The 16,273-nt window shown below is 60.6% G+C and carries 16 protein-coding genes; 8 read left to right on the top strand and 8 right to left on the bottom strand.

Annotation, left to right across the window (positions count from 1 at the left end):
* The first annotated feature begins 23 nt into the window (after window positions 1–23).
* On the top strand, window positions 24–950 hold the full coding sequence (locus HNR46_RS09715) for a diacylglycerol/lipid kinase family protein (protein WP_184018224.1): 927 nt from the start codon (window positions 24–26) through the stop codon (window positions 948–950).
* 6 nt (window positions 951–956) lie between these two features.
* Window positions 957–1,772 carry a metallophosphoesterase family protein gene (locus HNR46_RS09710; RefSeq protein WP_184018222.1) on the top strand — a complete coding sequence of 272 codons (816 nt, stop codon included), beginning with the start codon at window positions 957–959 and terminating at the stop codon, window positions 1,770–1,772.
* Window positions 1,773–1,796: 24 nt separating this feature from the next.
* Here HNR46_RS09710 and HNR46_RS09705 read toward each other — a convergent pair whose 3' ends face one another.
* Genes HNR46_RS09705 through HNR46_RS09685 form a run of 5 tightly spaced genes read right to left on the bottom strand, consistent with a single transcriptional unit; the run spans window position 1,797 to window position 4,165 of the window.
* A complete protein-coding gene (locus HNR46_RS09705) occupies window positions 1,797–2,159 on the bottom strand; it encodes an arsenate reductase family protein (protein WP_184018220.1) in 363 nt (120 codons plus the stop codon).
* Window positions 2,156–2,512 carry a dihydroneopterin aldolase gene (locus HNR46_RS09700; protein ID WP_184018218.1) on the bottom strand — a complete coding sequence of 119 codons (357 nt, stop codon included), beginning with the start codon at window positions 2,510–2,512 and terminating at the stop codon, window positions 2,156–2,158. Before HNR46_RS09700 ends, HNR46_RS09705 begins: the two co-directional genes overlap by 4 nt.
* The gene (locus HNR46_RS09695; protein ID WP_184018216.1) at window positions 2,509–3,546 is read right to left on the bottom strand and encodes an NUDIX domain-containing protein; all 1,038 of its coding nucleotides are present in this window, start codon (window positions 3,544–3,546) and stop codon (window positions 2,509–2,511) included. Before HNR46_RS09695 ends, HNR46_RS09700 begins: the two co-directional genes overlap by 4 nt.
* A 9-nt stretch (window positions 3,547–3,555) precedes the next feature.
* Complete coding sequence (locus HNR46_RS09690) at window positions 3,556–3,927, bottom strand: DciA family protein (RefSeq protein WP_184018214.1); 372 nt, start codon at window positions 3,925–3,927, stop codon at window positions 3,556–3,558.
* 1 nt (window position 3,928) lies between these two features.
* A complete protein-coding gene (locus tag HNR46_RS09685) occupies window positions 3,929–4,165 on the bottom strand; it encodes a ferredoxin (protein ID WP_184018212.1) in 237 nt (78 codons plus the stop codon).
* A 142-nt stretch (window positions 4,166–4,307) separates the two neighbouring features.
* Here HNR46_RS09685 and HNR46_RS09680 point away from each other — a divergent pair, with 142 nt between their 5' ends.
* Entirely contained in the window at window positions 4,308–5,327 is a 1,020-nt protein-coding gene (locus tag HNR46_RS09680; RefSeq protein WP_184018210.1) for a hypothetical protein, read from the top strand.
* Between the two features lie 30 nt (window positions 5,328–5,357).
* Window positions 5,358–6,191 carry a hydrogen peroxide-dependent heme synthase gene (hemQ, locus tag HNR46_RS09675; protein ID WP_184018208.1) on the top strand — a complete coding sequence of 278 codons (834 nt, stop codon included), beginning with the start codon at window positions 5,358–5,360 and terminating at the stop codon, window positions 6,189–6,191.
* 59 nt (window positions 6,192–6,250) lie between these two features.
* Here the strand turns inward: hemQ and HNR46_RS09670 are convergent, their stop codons facing one another.
* Together HNR46_RS09670 and HNR46_RS09665 are read right to left on the bottom strand one after the other, a co-directional pair.
* Window positions 6,251–7,453: a PDZ domain-containing protein gene (locus HNR46_RS09670; RefSeq protein ID WP_184018206.1), complete on the bottom strand. Its 1,203-nt coding sequence runs from the start codon at window positions 7,451–7,453 to the stop codon at window positions 6,251–6,253.
* A 2-nt stretch (window positions 7,454–7,455) separates the two neighbouring features.
* Complete coding sequence (locus HNR46_RS09665) at window positions 7,456–8,451, bottom strand: S1C family serine protease (protein ID WP_184018204.1); 996 nt, start codon at window positions 8,449–8,451, stop codon at window positions 7,456–7,458.
* Window positions 8,452–8,484: 33 nt separating this feature from the next.
* Between HNR46_RS09665 and HNR46_RS09660 the strand changes: the two genes are divergently transcribed.
* Window positions 8,485–10,926, top strand: a complete 2,442-nt coding sequence (locus HNR46_RS09660) for a transglycosylase domain-containing protein (protein ID WP_184018202.1) — start codon at window positions 8,485–8,487, stop codon at window positions 10,924–10,926.
* 45 nt (window positions 10,927–10,971) lie between these two features.
* The gene (locus tag HNR46_RS09655; protein WP_184018200.1) at window positions 10,972–12,681 is read left to right on the top strand and encodes a transglycosylase domain-containing protein; all 1,710 of its coding nucleotides are present in this window, start codon (window positions 10,972–10,974) and stop codon (window positions 12,679–12,681) included.
* Here the strand turns inward: HNR46_RS09655 and HNR46_RS09650 are convergent, their stop codons facing one another.
* Window positions 12,682–14,196 (bottom strand): glycoside hydrolase family 75 protein, encoded by a 1,515-nt coding sequence (locus HNR46_RS09650; RefSeq protein ID WP_246418014.1) that lies wholly within the window; start codon window positions 14,194–14,196, stop codon window positions 12,682–12,684.
* A 131-nt stretch (window positions 14,197–14,327) separates the two neighbouring features.
* Here HNR46_RS09650 and dnaX point away from each other — a divergent pair, with 131 nt between their 5' ends.
* Both dnaX and HNR46_RS09640 read left to right on the top strand, forming a co-directional pair.
* Window positions 14,328–15,875 carry a DNA polymerase III subunit gamma/tau gene (dnaX, locus tag HNR46_RS09645; RefSeq protein ID WP_343076030.1) on the top strand — a complete coding sequence of 516 codons (1,548 nt, stop codon included), beginning with the start codon at window positions 14,328–14,330 and terminating at the stop codon, window positions 15,873–15,875.
* Window positions 15,876–15,944: 69 nt separating this feature from the next.
* Window positions 15,945–16,250 (top strand): YbaB/EbfC family nucleoid-associated protein, encoded by a 306-nt coding sequence (locus HNR46_RS09640; protein ID WP_184018194.1) that lies wholly within the window; start codon window positions 15,945–15,947, stop codon window positions 16,248–16,250.
* Window positions 16,251–16,273: the final 23 nt, after the last annotated feature.

The raw sequence follows: 16,273 nt of genomic DNA, 5'->3' as shown, positions 1-16,273 counted from the left end.
GGCGATCGATGCTGCTCCATCGCATGCCACCCACACGCCGCCATTTCGAAGTCGTCTTGAACCGAGAATCCGGAACCCTACGCGATCTCTGGCATGAGGGCTTTCCGGATGAATTGGCCGCAGCCTTTCGCGAAGGAGGCGCCGACGTCCAGCTCCATGCCGGAACCGCAAAGCAACTCGATTCCGCCCTACGGGCAGCGCGTCAGGCCAGCCCCGATGCCGTGATCGTCGGCGGCGGCGATGGCACCGTCTCCCACGCCGCCGCGCAACTGGTCGGCACCGAGATGCCCATGGGGATTCTCCCCTGTGGCACCTTCAATCTCGCAGCGCGTGACCTGGGCATTCCCCTCGACGTCTTGGAGGCCGCTCGGGCTCTCGGTACGGCTCCCAGCACCGCCATTGATGTTCTCGACGCTGGTGGCCGCATCAGCCTGTGCAACTTGATGTTAGGATTCTATCCCGCCATGGCGCGCCAACAGGAGGAATTTCATGGCCGAGCTTGGTGGAGAAAGACCACCCGCATCCTGGTCGATCTTCGCAAAGCTTTTCACGACTGCCCTCCCCTGCGGCTCGACTTGGATACCGATGAACGAGGGAGAATCACCCGCACCACCCGCTTTGCCGCTCTGGTTCCCGGCGAATACGAGGACATCCTTTCGTTGATTCCGCGGCGACAGATCATGGATGGTGGCACGCTCGGAATCTACCTTTCGCATCATCGCACCCTCCCATCTCTCGTCCGCGGCATGTTTGCCTACCTTTTCGGCCTCATGGAAAAGGAACCCGAACTGGAGCTTCTGCGGAGCCGCGGACTCACCCTCACTTCCGGCCGACGTCGAACCCTGCCGGCTTCTCTGGATGGTGAAATTCTCGACATTGAGCTGCCGCTGCGGCTCGATCTCCGGCCCGGGGCGCTCCACGTGCTGCGCCCTGGCGATCACCCCGACTGACTCGCCTTGGCCACCTTCATCCAGATCTCCGACCTCCACTTCGGCGCGGAAGTTCCCCAGGCCGTAGAGGCCCTCCTCACCCATATTGCCGCAACCCGCCCCGCCGCCGTGCTCTGCTGTGGCGACTACACGATGCGCGCCCGGCGACACGAGTGGCAGGCTTCGCGAGCCTTTCTGGAGAAAATTTCGGTTCCCGTCATTTCCATCCCAGGAAACCACGACATTCCGGCAGCCAATCAACCCTTCGATCGGATCTTCCATCCATTCCGCCGTTATCGGAAAAGCATTTCCAGCGACCCGGAACCACACGCGCAATTCGCTGATCTCGAAGTCGTCGGCCTCAACACAGCTCGGGCATGGGGCGTTCCCCCGACCTTCGATTGGTCCCATGGAGCCGTCAGTGTGAAACAATGCGCGACGCTGCCATTCCGCTTCAGCTCGGATTCCGGGCTCCGCGCCGTGATGATCCATCACCCCCTCAAGGCAGAAGCCGAGCAAACCCGCAAACTTCTACGCCGCAATGGCTTGCTGCTCGCATCCCTCGCCACAGCGAAGGTCGATTTGCTGCTGGCCGGGCATTTTCACCGCTCCTTCATCGACCTCATGCCTCTTCCAATGGGCGAGGGCAACGTGGTCCTCTCTCATGTCTCCACGGTGTTCTCCCATCGCACCAAGGGAGAACCCATGGGCTTCCATACGCTGGCGACGGGCGACCAATCGGTCGAAATCACCCGCCATTGCTTCCGGGACACCCAATACGAAATCGACTCCACCCACGCCTTCAAACGCGAGGGATCGATCTGGTCGAAAGCCTCAATGTGACGCGCGACGAAACCGCTCTCGACTTCAACTTTCTTCGCCCAAACCCAAGGCCTGCTTCCACTCCTCTTCCTTGAAGCCAGTCCATCCAAATCCCTCACCTACCACAAACGGTCGCTTCACCAAGTTCCCATTCTCAGCGAGCAATTCGAAGGCCTCGTCCTCGCTCATGCCGGGAAGCCGATCCTTGAGTCCAAGCGCACGATAGTCTCCTCCTGCGGTGTTGAAGAGCCGCTTGAGATCGCCCAACGCATCCCGCACCTGCCGCAATTCGTCCACCGAGGGTGGCTGCTCACGAATCGCGATTTCCTCAAAGGCAACCCCCTGAGCTGCGAGCCATTTCAAAGCTTTCCGACACGTGTCGCAGCCGCGGTAAACATACACTTTCATCGCCGATTTTTCTCAAGAGACACTCCGACCCACTCGGTCTGTGGCAAAATGAATTTTCGGATCTCTACCTTCACCGTCGTCGCGCCGAAGGAACCGAGAACCAACTCTGCGATGTCATCAGCGAGAGTTTCCACCAATCGCCGTTCCCCGCGCCCTGCCAGATCCGCCACTGCCAGCGAAATGGCGTGATAATCCAGAGTGGCCGCCACCTCATCGGCCATCTCGTCAAAACCGCAGGCCGGTTTCATCGAAAGATCGACCTTCAGCAACTGCGGCGTTGCCCGCTCTTCATCCGGGACGCCAATCCGCGTCGTGACCTCAAGCCCGCGAACGTGAATCCAGCCGTTGCTCATGGCGTGCCTCCTTCCAAGACCTCCTCGATCAGGAGACGAGTCGGTTGATTGAGGTCCAACTTCAGAGCCTCCTCCGGGGTCAACCACCGGAATTCCTGAGCTTCGTCATTGAGGCACACCTCACCAGACGTCTTCCGCGCCAGGTAGTTGAGCAGCAGAAAATGCTCGCGGCGCTCGAATTCATCCGAATCGATGCAGTCCTGCACCATCACAAAAACCGGCTCGGCAATTTCCAATCCGGTTTCCTCCCGAACCTCGCGCACCAAGGCGGCAGCCGCATTTTCCCCCCGCTCGATCTTGCCACCGGGAATGCCCCAGCGATGTCCCCACTTGTGAGTCCGCACCATCAGCACCTGACCTTCATCATTCTCAATCAGGGCTCCCACGGTGGCGACCGGGCGAGCCTTGCCGGTGGGGCGCTCCATCAATCGGCGAAGCCCATCGAGATCCTGCACCGTGAGATGCGGCCGCGCCAATGCCAGGGCTCCAGCGTGGGTGTATCCGGTAAGCACCGCCACGGAGGTGAGCTGGGCATGGTGAGCCGTCTCCACATCATGAGTCATGTCCCCGACAAACGCCGTTTCCCCCGGAGCCAGTCGATGCCGATCAAGGATCTCAAGAATCACCTCCCGCTTGTCCAGCACACCGGAGTAAGTCGCCTCAAAATACCCAGCTAAGCCAAAATCTTCAAGCTGCCCGCGGAAGGCATCCGAATCCATGCTCGTGAGCACGAAACATCGAATCCCTTGCGCTTGGCACCAGGCCAGTTTCTCCCGGGCATGGGGCAGAACCGTGACCGGTTCCGAAGACCCAGAAAATGCTTTGCGGAAATGAACCTCAAGCTCCTCGAGCGGAACCCCCGGCAGCATCTCCTCGTAAAACTCGCGATAGGGTAACCGGAAGCGGAGCCGGAAGGTCTCCCGGTCCATCGGTGGCACCCCATACACGCCGAGCACCTGATTGGTGGCATCCAGCACCGGAGGAAGATCGTCCACCAAGGTGCCCGACCAGTCGAAAATCAAATTGCGGAACATCAGGACCGCTCAGCCGAGCGAGAATCGGATGGATTTCACTTTCCCCTCGCCAAGCGAGGCACGGAGGTTGGCGAGCAGCCGTCCTTTCATCTGTTCCAGCTGAAAACGCATTGCCGGCTGCAGCACCTTGAGGGTGAGACAGCCGTTCTTCAGCGATTCCGGAGCGGCGTGCCGAGCCACCAAGTCACCGGCGATCTCACGCCACAGCTCCCTCAGTTGCTCTTCATCGATGCCCTCCTGGGCCCCGACCGACTGGAGAATGGCCCCAAGGTATTCCTGGGGCCGATGAAGTCCGACGTCCGGGTGTTTCGGTTCCTCGCCTCCCCGCCATTCTGCGAGGATGGCGCGACGGATCCGAGCCAACCGGTCGCCACGGGCCATATCATTCGTCGCCGTCTTCGCCGATCGCCTCGACGGGGCAGCCTTCCATCGCTTCGCGGCACTGGGCCACCTCGTCGTCATTCTCCGGCTGCTTGTACACGTAGGAGTAGCCCTCGTCGTCGGAGCGGGTGAAATTGTTTGGCGCGGTCTCGCGGCAAAGGTCGCAGTCGATGCACTGGGAATCGACGTAGAACTTACCGGCGACGTTTTCCTCATTCTTGTCTTCGCGGTCAGCCATGGGAAATGGAGTCGAGTTTCTCGGCCTTTGCATCGCGCCACGACGCACGCCGTGCAATCCTTTTCCTTGTCGGCCGTGGCATCACCGCCCGGGGTTTGCTCTGGCCAAGTCATCTCCCGATTCCTATCACGGGGCCTGACCGATGCCCGAAGAGCCCGACAACGCCGCCACGCCCCGCCGCCACCGGCCGATCCTCTCCGATCTTTCCAAGGAAACGCTGGAGGATGACCTCTGGAATTTGGACGACGAGGAGCGTGACGATGCACCTTCCGCCGTCGAAGTCGAACCTCGCAGAGCTCCCACCGGCGAGAAGTTTTCTCCGGCCGCGCCCCCGGCTTCGAGCACCGACCCGAAGCCCTCCAAGCCCAAACCGAAGGCTCCCGAAGCCGCTGCGCCGCGGCCGAAAATCGAACGCAAAGCCACCGCGCTTCGCCCCCACCAAGACGAACTGGCCCTTGATGACGAAGACCCCGATGATGCGGCCCCTCCCGTAGATGCCGTCGAGGAAGTTTCGTCCGAACCACCCGCCACCCTTTCTGCCCCTGCTCCGGCTCCTTCCCTCGAAACACCACCCAAGGAACCCGAGGCCCAAAGAACTCCCGCCTCGCGCTCCCAATCGGCAAAAATCGAGATGCTCGGCTTGGGTGCCTTGGCTGCCATTCTCCTCGGTCTCGGGATCTGGTGGCTCTCCGGTCTGTTTTCCAGTGTTCGCACCACAGGACTGGGGGGCGATCTCCCAGACCTCCCTGCCAAAGGAGAATTCGTGCGCATCGAGAAAATCGACACCTACTGGCGAAAGCCCATTCGTGAAGGGGATCATGCCGACCGCGCCACTTCGTCCGCCCTTTACATCCCGGTGCTCTCCGTGACTCTCGATGACGATCGCTCCGGAGCCCTCCGTGTGCTGTTCAAAGACGCCGATGGAAATTTCGTCGGCGATCCCATTTCCCACAGCATCTCCGCAGGAAAATTCACCGGATCAGGATCGGAAACCGCCGAATTTGCTGCCACCGATGGTTTCCATCAAATCGCCGCCTTCAATGGCTACCGCGTCGACGACGACCGGTGGACCGCTGAAGTCTACGAAGCCTCTTCGTTGAATGCCTCCGGCAGTGATTTCAAAAAGCTACTGGTGACCCCTCTGTTTCCCAAACACGACTGAGCCCCCACTCCGGCCAGGATCTCCTTTTTCATGAACGACTCCGACTCTGCCGTCACCCCGCTGGTCCCTCGCGAAGGCTGGCATGTCATGCACCTCTTTTACCACGTCGACCACGCCCAATGGGCCATGCTCGACGATGAGGATCGCCGCCAAGCCAAGACCCGCTTGACTGAATTGGTGCAGGAAATCCGCAGCACCGACGACACTCACTTGTTGGTTTTCTCCATCGCCACCCCCAAGGCCGACCTCGGCTTCATGCTGCTCACTCCCGACCTTCAGGTCGCCAACGCCTTTGAAAAACGGCTGACGCTTTCCCTGGGCCCGGACATTCTCACGCCCGCCTATTCCTACCTCTCCCAAACCGAGAGCTCCGAATACACCACCACCTCGGCCCAGTACTCCGAGGAAACCCTCATCGGCGAAAAGGGCCTCGATCCGGAATCTCCGGAATACGCCGCCGCGATGAAGGAATTCGAAGAGCGGATGGCCCACTACCTCAAGCATCGACTCTATCCGGTTCTCCCCGACTGGCCGGCCATTTGCTTCTACCCGATGTCGAAACGCCGCAGTGGTGCAGACAACTGGTATTCCCTTCCCTTCGAAGAACGGAAAGAACTGATGGGCGGCCACGCCCGCACCGGACGCGCCTATTCCGGCCGGATTCTCCAGCTCATCACCGGATCCACCGGCCTCGATGAACATGAATGGGGGGTGACCCTCCTCGCCAAAGACACCATCGATATCAAATCGATCGTCTATGAAATGCGCTTTGACGAAGTTTCTGCCCGCTATGGCGAGTTTGGCGACTTTTACATCGGCATGCAGCTTCCTCTCTCCGAGCTGTTTCGCCGTCTCTGCCTTTGATTCTGCCCGGTGACCGGGAGAGAGCTCCGAGCGGCGCCCTCCCCCCTGCCTCATCCTGATCAACGCCGGAACGGCTCCATCTCCTCCTCCAGGCGGCGGATGAATTCGCTCATCTCCTCGAGATGAGAACGCAGGGAATTCGCCGCGCCCTGGGGGACAGGAACCACTTCCACTCGTGGTCTTCCCTCCTCGCCGCCACCCTCCTGGGCCAGCGGCGTCACCAATTCCGGACTCGCCGGCTCCGTCTCCAAGAGCTCTTTCACCCGTGACGCCGGAATCAAATAGGTCCGCGTCCGGTCAGTGCGGGAGATAGAAATCCCCACCACCTTGCCATTGAGGTCCACAATCGGCCCCCCGCACTGCTCCCGTTTCAGCTGCATGTCCGACTGAATCACCACCGGAAAGTTCTCGCCGCGCACACTGATCTGCCCGCCCATCGCCCGCATCACTCTCAGTCGACCTTGCGGGATCCCCTCTTCGAAACGGGTCCGATCTCCGAGGATCACCTCCGCCTTGGCTTTCTGAGTTCCGCGCAAATACTCCACTTCCACGGAATCCCCCGGAGAGTGACCTGCCAACATCTCCTTGAGATCATAAGGCTCGTGGAGCTCCGCCCCATCGACCGTCAACAACTGATCTCCGATCTTCAATCCGGCGTGCTCAGCCCCACCATCTTCTTCGATCTTCCCGATCACCACCGCCTTTCCGTCATCGGACTTCTCAAGATAGACCCCGAAGAGCACCTGGTCGGACGCTCGCTCCGCCCGTTCTGCCACCGAAACCACACCTGATCGCAAGGGCATTCCTTCCGGAGTCGCCGCAACCAGAAACCGCCCCAACTCAGGAGACGGACCATCCGACCACTCCGCCGGCAGCCAGGAAACGTCCTCCTCGACGATCTCCAACAACGCCAAGTCGTCATCTTCATAGACGCCGACCACCTGCGCCGTTGCTTCTTGGCGGTCTTTTCCCACCACTGACAAGGGCCCACGGGAGAATGCCACTTCACTCCACTTCGTCAGCACCCGTCGGCCATCGCCCACCACCGTGCCCATCGCCACCTGGCGCCCGCCCGACCAAATCCACACACTCGATCCGGCAGCAGTCTGACTCACAGGGAGCAAAGCATCAAAAAGCATGTCCGATTGGCGGTTTGTCACCGCTTCCTCTTCGGGCCGCTGAAGCGGCACCTCAGGCTCCACCTGCGCGGAGAGAGGTGCCACTGCAGCCCACACACCCAACAAAAGCTTCCAAGTTCTCATGTTCATCGACGAGGTACTTCCAATTTATCCAGGCGGGAAAGAACGACTTCCACCTCAAAGGTCTCACGCCCGCGACGGACTCCCACCTGGACGTGATCGCCGTCTTCTTTCTTCATCACCAGATTGATCAATCCCCGACCGCCCTGCACCCGCTGACCGTCGAAGGTCACGATCTCATCGCCAGCGCGCAATCCAGCTCGCTGTGCGGGACCTCCGGGGGTCACGTCGTCCACCACCACGGCCCCATCTCTCCGCTCGCCGGCGATATCGATGCCCAGCACCGGACGCTCCTCATTCAACAGCGGATTCAACTCCAATTCCCCCCAAGCCTCGCCGGTCAGCAATCGATCCCAATCCTCCCGGAAACCATCAATCCCCGCATGATTGTTATTCGACCAGGACTCACCGATCGACGAATTCACCGCCACCAGCTTCCCCTCCAAATCAAACAAAGGCCCCCCGGAATCACCGCCAATCAACGTGCAGTCCGTCGTCAAAAACGTCCCCGGGCCATCCGACACCACCCGCCCAAAGCGCACCGGAGGCGTTCGGTTCGGATCGTATCCTTCGCTGTGACCCATCGCCACCACCCAGTCGCCCGCCTGCAGCGGCTTCGATTCCCCCAACTCCACAAATGGCCACTCGCCCTCTTCCGTGATCTGGGCCATGCCGACATCCTTAGAAAAATTCGAGCCCAGCACCTTCGCCGATGTTTGCCGACCATTGGCAAAGACGACTTGAACCACATCCGCCCCTTGCGTCACGTGCGCGGCAGTCAAAATCAACCCCTGGGCATTGACGATCGTCCCCGAGCCCGATGCCCCGGTGTTCGTCGAAATCAAAGCCACGACCGCAGGCATGACTTTCTGCGACAAGGTCACGGTTTTCTGCTCCAAAGACCGAACATCCTGCAGCGAATGAATGGGCTCCGCAGCCCACAGCGAATTCGCCAGAATCAGCGAAATCCACCCGGCATACAAAATTCGTGATTTCTTCATCGCTTTCTCAACCGTCATAGCGACGCAATTTCCGTGCTTCGTCTGCGCGGAACGACATTCGCCGCCGATGACCCCAGCCTCCCTTATCTCATGGCCAAACGCAAACCGAACGAAGAATTGGCGGAGAGCAGCAACCGCCGACGCAAGCCCCAGCCGAAACGCCGTGGACTCGGCACGCTGGTCCTTCTGTGGCCGTTTTTCCTCATCCAAAAACTCACCGCACCTTTCCCCCTGCCGGTCCGTTGGGCGCTTCGCCTCATCGCCCACCCGGCCCTGCTCGGCGCCATCGTGGCCATTCCCATGGCCCTCTTCTACTACGCCCGAGCTCGGTCCTACGACATGGCCAAGGTCGAGGAAATGCCCGAACGCAGCGTCGTGCTCGATCGCCACGGCGAGGAAATCGGCCGCATTGGCGGAGAAAAACGCGACATCATCCCCCTATCAAAAGTCTCACAGGACTTCATCTACGCCATCCTCGCCCGAGAAGACGAACGCTTCTTTGCCCACCACGGAGTCGACTGGATAGGTTTTGGACGGGCAACTCTGCGCAACGTCAAGGATCGCTCGATGACCCAGGGTGCCTCCACCCTGACCATGCAGCTCGCCCGGAATTCATTTCCCCTCTACGCGAGCTGGCTCGAATTCTCGCCGAACCTCCAAGACCTCGATCGGAAATTCCTCGAAATGGCCGTCACCTACCGGATTGAGGCCAACTTCTCGAAAGAGGAGATCCTTGAGCACTACATCAACCGCATTTTCTGGGGTCACACCATCCGCGGCATCGAAGAAGCCTCCCGCACTTACTTTGAAAAGCCCGCCAGCGATCTGACCCTCTCCGAGTCGGCACTTCTCGCCGGCATTGTTCGCGGCCCCAATGCCTTCTCCCCATTTCGCGATCTCTCCGATGCGGTTCATGAGCGGGACACCACTCTCGATCGCATGGTGGTCGCCCAATTCATCACCCCCGAGCAGGCAGAAAAGGCCAAGGCCGAAGAAGTGAAAGTCCGCCCCGAATGGCGCCGCGTCTTCCACGATTCATGGGCACTCAACGCCATCCGCCCCGAACTTGAACGCATCCTCGAGAAGGAAAAAATCGGATTTGGCGGCCTGCAAATCACCACCACCATCGATCTCGCCGTCCAAAACAAAGCCGAAGAAGCGCTCAATCGCCATCTCCGCACCTTCGAACGGCGCTCCGGCTACCGCCACCAAACTCGCGCCACCTGGCAGGAGCTGCCAGAACCTCGCCCCAACCCCGCCTACCTCCAAGGCAGTGTGGTGGTGATCGAAAACCTCACCGGAGCCATCATCGCCACCGTCGGTGGCCGCGATGCCGACGAGTCGAAATACAACCGCGCCATTCAGGCCAGCCGTCAGGTAGGCTCGACCTTCAAACCCTTCGTCTACGCCGCCGCATTCGAGTCGGGCATGCGCACCGATGCCATGATTTCCGACGACCCCCTGGCCCGGGGTGAAATCCGCAAAGCGGGCACCTGGTCTCCACGCAATTCCGATGGCACTTTCCTCGGCTACCAGCCGGTCGACATCGGCCTCATCCGGTCCCGGAACACCATGTCCGTACGCGTGGGCAACTATGCCGGGCTTGAGCATGTCGCCGACGTCGTTCGCCAAGTCGGCTTCACCAGCCCGATGGAAATGACGGCCGTCTCCTACCTCGGCACCCTCCAGGCCTCGCCCGAAGAAGTCGCTTCCGCCTACACCGTCTTCCCCAATGGCGGCGTGCGGTACCCCACCCGCATCATCACCGAAATCCGCAATCGAAAGGGCGAAATCGAATACACGAAAGATCAAGTCCACTACCAATCCATCAAAAGCGACGCCGCCCGCAACACCGCCCGCATCCTCGGCGAAGTCATGACCCGGGGCACCGGAGCCGCGGCCAAGCGACTCGGTTTCAATCACCCCTGCGGCGGTAAAACCGGCACCACCGACGATTACAAAGACGCCTGGTTCGCCGGGTTCACTTCCAGCCTCACTTGCGCCGTGTGGGTGGGCCTCGATCAACCGAAAACCATCTTCGACCGCGCCTATGGCTCCACCATGGCCTTGCCCGTCTGGGTCGAAGTCATGAAAACCGCCGAACGGCTCGGCTACAAAGCCGAAGGTCTCGTCTCCACCGAACCTTTCGCCGAAGCCCGAATCTGCCGCACTTCCGGAAAACGCGCCACCCAAGGATGCGAAATCGCCGGCACCGCTTACACGGAAAGCCTTCCAAGTGACCACCTCCCTCCAGAGGATGACCTCTGCACCGAACACAACGACCTGCTTTCTCAAGTCGTCGAAGATGCCCCGAAGGCCCAAATCGTTGACCCGAACACAGAAGTCCCCGCCAACTCGGACTCCTCGGAAAAGGCTCCCAAAGCCCGCCCGGTGGCCGATCCCGATACGGATGCCGTGCCCCGTGCGATCCCCGTGGAAGAAGAACCGGTGCCTCGTGCCATCCCGGTTGACTGAGCCCCACAGCTTCCCTGAGTCTTCCTCCGACCTGCCTTCTCGAACATGTCCACCTGGCGTCCTGTTTCCCGCCCTCCCCGCTGGCTTGCCTGGCTGCCCGGGTGGGTTTTGACGCTGCTCAAATTTCTCCTATGGGGCACGCTCGGAGGAGCCCTCATCGGATTCTGTCTTGCCCTGTTCTTCTTCGCTCGGGCGGCCCGTTTCGACCTCGATGAAGTCGAAGCCATGCCCGCGCGGACTACCATTTTGGATCGGGATGACAACCCGATCGAAGTCAGCTGGGGTTCATCCCGACATCTGGCCAATCGACAAGACCTCCCCGCCTTCCTCGTCCAATGCCTGGAGGCCCGGGAAGATGCTCGCTTTTTCCACCACTGCGGCGTCGATTTTCGCGGCCTCGCCCGCGCCACCGTGCGCAATCTCAAGGACGGCGATTTCACCCAAGGGGCTTCCACCCTCACCATGCAACTGGCGCGGAATACCTTCGAAATCCGCGAAAAATCCATCCAACGGAAACTCCTCGAAATCGCCCTCACGCTGCGCATCGAGCAACGCTACTCGAAAGACGAGATCCTGACCCACTACCTCAACCGCATCTATTTCGGCGCCGGTTGTCATGGCGTGGACGAAGCGGCACGCACCTACTTTGGCAAACCCGTCTCCCAACTGAGTGAGGGAGAATCTGCCATGATCGTCGGCATCATCCGCGGGCCCCACCTTTTCTCCCCCGCCCGCAATCTCGACGGAGCCCGGGCGCAACAAAGCGAAGTTCTCGACCGCCTGATCGCCATGGGCCGGATCACCGCGGCAGATAAAACCCGCATCCAGGCCCAACCGATCGAAATCATTCCCGAAGAACAACGCAGTGCCGAACGCTCCTACGCCGTACAGGCCGTACGCAAGGAACTCGATGATATCCTCGACGCCCTTGATATCCGCCTCGACGGATTGGTCGTCCACACCACCCTCTCTCCCGGCTGGCAGTTGACCCTGGAAACCGACATCTCCAACTGCCTGCTTGAAGCCGAGCGAGGAGGGAAATGGGATCACCCCACCCATCAGCAACACACTGCCGGCAGCTCTCCCGCCTACCTCCAATGTGCTGCCGTGACTCTGGAAAGCCGCACAGGCGCGGTCCTCGCACTCGTCGGCGGCAGAGATTTCCTCGACTCCCGCTACGATCGCAGCACCGGAGCCCGCCGCGACCTCGGCACCGCGTTCACCCCTTGGGTCGCAGCGGCCGCGGCGGAACGCGGAAAGCGCGTCCTCCCCAACAACGTCATGCTCACCGGGCGCCAGATCGGGCCCATTGAAACCGCACGCATTGCCCAGCGCTGCGGCATCGGCGGTCCGTTTCAGAAGACCGAGGACCTCTTTCGCGGCAGCGTCGCCAGCACCCCCATGGAGGCCGCCGTGGCCCTCACCACCCTCGCCAATCGAGGCAAGCGACCTTCGCCCTTCCTCGTTTCCCGCATCTCCAACCCCAGCGGTGAGGTCCTCTATACCCGAGAAGCCGACCTCTCCCAGGCGATCACCCCCGCCGCCGCTCAGGAGGCAACTTCTCTCTTCGAATCCGTCGGCGTCAGCCGATGCTTCGAGGGTCACACCGGTTCCGAACGGGATGCTTGGCTGTTTCGGATTGGCCCTGGCGGATCGACCGCCATCTGGCTCGGATTCGACACCCCCGAAAAAATTGCCGAGCCCGCTCCGCTACGAGCCTTGCTCGATCGCCTTGGAGAACGGCTCTCCGACTGATCACTCACCCTCCGGGCTCGTCGGCACGTCAACGGCCGCCGGCTCGCTCAGGGCTGCAGGTTCGCGTTCCGGCTCGACCTTTTTCGGCAAAGTGTCTTCCCATTCAAAGAGCTGCGTTCCTGCTCCCAATCCGCCCATCTCCGCCACCAACTCCCCACAGCGAGTTCGCCACTTCTGATAGTCCGGTGGAGTTCGCTCCTTCTCCCGACTCCCCGGAAAAACCAAGTAAGTCACCGTCAAATCGGAAACGGGGCGGGAATACGGTGAAGATCGTGGATTGATCTGTTTCGCCATTCGCAAGGAAGCCTCACCCACTTTGAAGGTCGGACCTCCATCGCCCACGATGGCAGGGTACAAGACCCCCTCGTGCACCACCACCGCATAGTCCCCAACTCGGGGAGTAAACCCATCGCCGCTGGAGCTCAGCAAATTGACAGGAATCACGATGAACGGGTCGTACTCTGCAATCAGGAAACTCCGATACTTCATGTCCTCAATCCCGCGTCTCAAATAGTCCTTGCGATCCCGGAGCCACGCCTTGCGTGCCGCAGTCGTTTTCGGATCCGCCAATTCCCGGTCCGCATTTCCAATTCGGCGCTCCCAACCCGCCACCATCGGGTTGGGCTTCTGGGTCTGCTTTTTCCACCCGTAGCTCGTAAAAGGCTGATAGTAAGTAGAATTAACAATCTCATCCGGCATCGTCGCCAAACGATCACCATCCGAGCCGTCGGACACCACGTCCATCTCCGCCTGCATCAAAAACACCCGTCGTCCCGACTCAGGATGACGCAGGTTCAGCATCGTTTCGCAGTCGTAAAAATTGTGCCGCGTCAGCAACTCGTTGAGCTGCGTTGCATCCCGCCGGACTCGCGTAGTCTTGTTTTCATACAGCTGATAGAACCAGCGCGAAACCTCTGCCTTTTCCAACATCGGCGCCATCCCCGGAAGCATCTTGCCGAGCCCAGGACTCACCCGCTCCAGCTCTGCCAATGTCTTCGCCGGCGCGGGCACCCGCACACTCAACTTGTAGGTCGCGGAATACGCGTCGTCGTCCTTGCGCTCGATCGAAGCCAGCGTGCCAGGTGCGATCTCCACTTCGGTTTTCAGGGTGATTTCCGAACGCAGTTTTCTGACATCTCCTCCACTCTGAGCCGTGTGCTCATTGATCGGCGGCAAAGTCTCATCCTTTGCGGATTGAGCTTTCCGAGCTGCTTCTTCCGCGGCCCGAGCCTGCTCCCGCAATTGCGCAAGGTCCGCCTCAAACTGCTCGCGCAACCGAGCTTCAGATTGTCGAAAAAGATCCGCATCCTCCACATCCTTCGACTCAATAGTCCCTCTCCATTGAGCCAGCGCAGCCCGCATCAAATCCTTCCCCTGCTCCGTGAAAGGAACCCCTGCGGCTCCGACGGCCAGCACAAAAATCGATGCCCGAATCCATGGGAAACCCTTCCTCGGAGCTTCCTGAGGGCGGCGCTTTCCCACCCCTTCGATCGTGTTCGGGTCCTTTTCCGTCATGCACCGCCACCCTACCACGAGCTTTCCTTCCGGCTAGTCCGATCCACGTTCGTCTCCCTCCTCCGCCCCTTCCCAAAGCTTCCCAATTATCCAGTTCCCCTTCTCCGGAATCCCCCCCTAGACTTCGCCGCGTGAGCTACCAGGTCTTCGCCCGGAAATACCGGCCCCGCACCTTCGACGACGTCCTCGGCCAGGACCATGTCGTGCGGACATTGAAAAACGCCATCGCCCAAAATCGCCTGGCCCACGCCTACCTATTTGTCGGCCCTCGCGGCACCGGCAAAACCACCACCGCACGCATCCTCGCCAAGGCCCTCAATTGCCCCGGTGGACCCAAGGCCGACTTCAATCCCGACGATACCATCTGCCAGGAAATCGCCGAAGGCCGCTCCCTCGATGTACTCGAAATCGACGGCGCCTCCAACAATGGCGTCGAAGAAGTTCGCCAACTGCGCGAAACCGTCCGCTACGCCCCTTCCTCAGGGCAATTCAAAATCTACTACATCGATGAGGTCCACATGCTCTCCAACTCCGCATTCAATGCGCTGTTGAAAACCCTCGAAGAACCCCCCGAACACGTCAAATTCATCTTCGCGACCACCGAGCCGCACAAAATTCTTCCCACCATTCTCTCGCGCTGCCAACGCTTTGATCTCCGCCCGATTCCCGCCGAAATCATCTCCCGGCATCTTCTCTACATCGCCTCTCAAGAGGGCGTTGGCCTCGACGAAGCCGCCGCTTGGGCCATCGCCAAAGGGGCCGATGGCGGCATGCGTGACGCCCAGTCCATGCTCGACCAGTTGGTGGCCTTCTGCGGCGACTCCATCACCGAAGCCAACGTTCTCGACGTCTTCGGCTTCACCTCTCGCGAAACCGTCGCGGCCTTGGCGACCTCCCTGCTTGAGCGAGAAAGCGCTCAAGCCCTCGGAATCGTTCAGCGGGAGGCCGACGCCGGCCGCGAGCTCTCCCAACTCCTCGGCGAACTCATCGGCTGCCTTCGCGCTCTGCTAGTCGCCCGAATCGATCCAACATCCGGCGGCGACGGCATTCCTGAAGAGTTGTGGAAAGCCTTGGTCCAAACCGCGTCAGCCCACCCGCCGGACCGCCTGCTCGCCGTCATTGACGGATTTGCCGAAACCGAAGGCCGCATGCGCTGGGCCACCAACAAACGCATGCACTTCGAACTCGGCCTTATCAAAGCCGTTCAGATCCTTGGCGAAGTCCGCATCAACGACCTCATCAAGGTCCTCGCCGGAGTCGCCGATCAAATGCCCGAGGCCCCCGCCATCTCGGTGCCCTCGAGCCCAGTCCCGCAAGCACCCGCCGCTGCGGTCGAACCCTCGGCCCCGGCCGCCGAGCCAGGACCTGAGCCTCCAACTCAGCCTGATCCTGAAGCCCAGAACGAAAGCCCCCCCGAGACTCCCGCGGAAAAAAAAACGGCACCGATCGCGATCAAAAGCTTTGATGACCTTGATGCCTCCTTCGATGCCTTGGAGGCAGACGCTCCCGAAGCCCCTCCGGAACCCGAACCTGAGTCGCCGCCTCCATTCGATCCGACACCCCCGTCGGCCGCTGGGCCGGTGACTCCCGAGCCTCCGCCAGAACCTCAAGAAGACGAGTTCTACAAAGATCCACTGATTCTCAAGGCGCTCGAAATCTTCGAAGCCAAGCTCCGTTGATCCCGCTCCCTCGCCTCCCGCAAAATTGGCGCTTTCCTCTCCCCACGATCTAGACGTCACTATCCCGCCATGAACATCGCCAAAATGATGAAGCAAGCCCAAGCCATGCAGGCCGGCATGCTCGCCAAGCAGGAACAACTCGCTTCCACCGATTTCACCGCCTCAGTCGGGGGCGGCAAAGTCACCGTCGTGGCCACGGGCGCTGGCGACGTCAAATCCATCGTCATCGACCCGTCCATCGTCGACCCCTCCGACGTCGAATTCCTTCAGGACCTCGTGCTCAAGGGGGTTCAGGAAGCCGTTGCCCAAGGCAAAGAAGCCTCTGCGGCCGAAATGAAGAAGCTGACTGGCGGCCTCGGAATTCCGGGGCTCTGATCCCCAAAAACTGGGGGGCTCCA

Origin of the sequence: Haloferula luteola (assembly GCF_014201715.1) — a bacterium.
Lineage (GTDB): Bacteria > Verrucomicrobiota > Verrucomicrobiia > Verrucomicrobiales > Akkermansiaceae > Haloferula > Haloferula luteola.
Note: the sequence above shows the minus strand (reverse complement) of the source record. Positions and strands in the feature narration are given on the sequence as shown.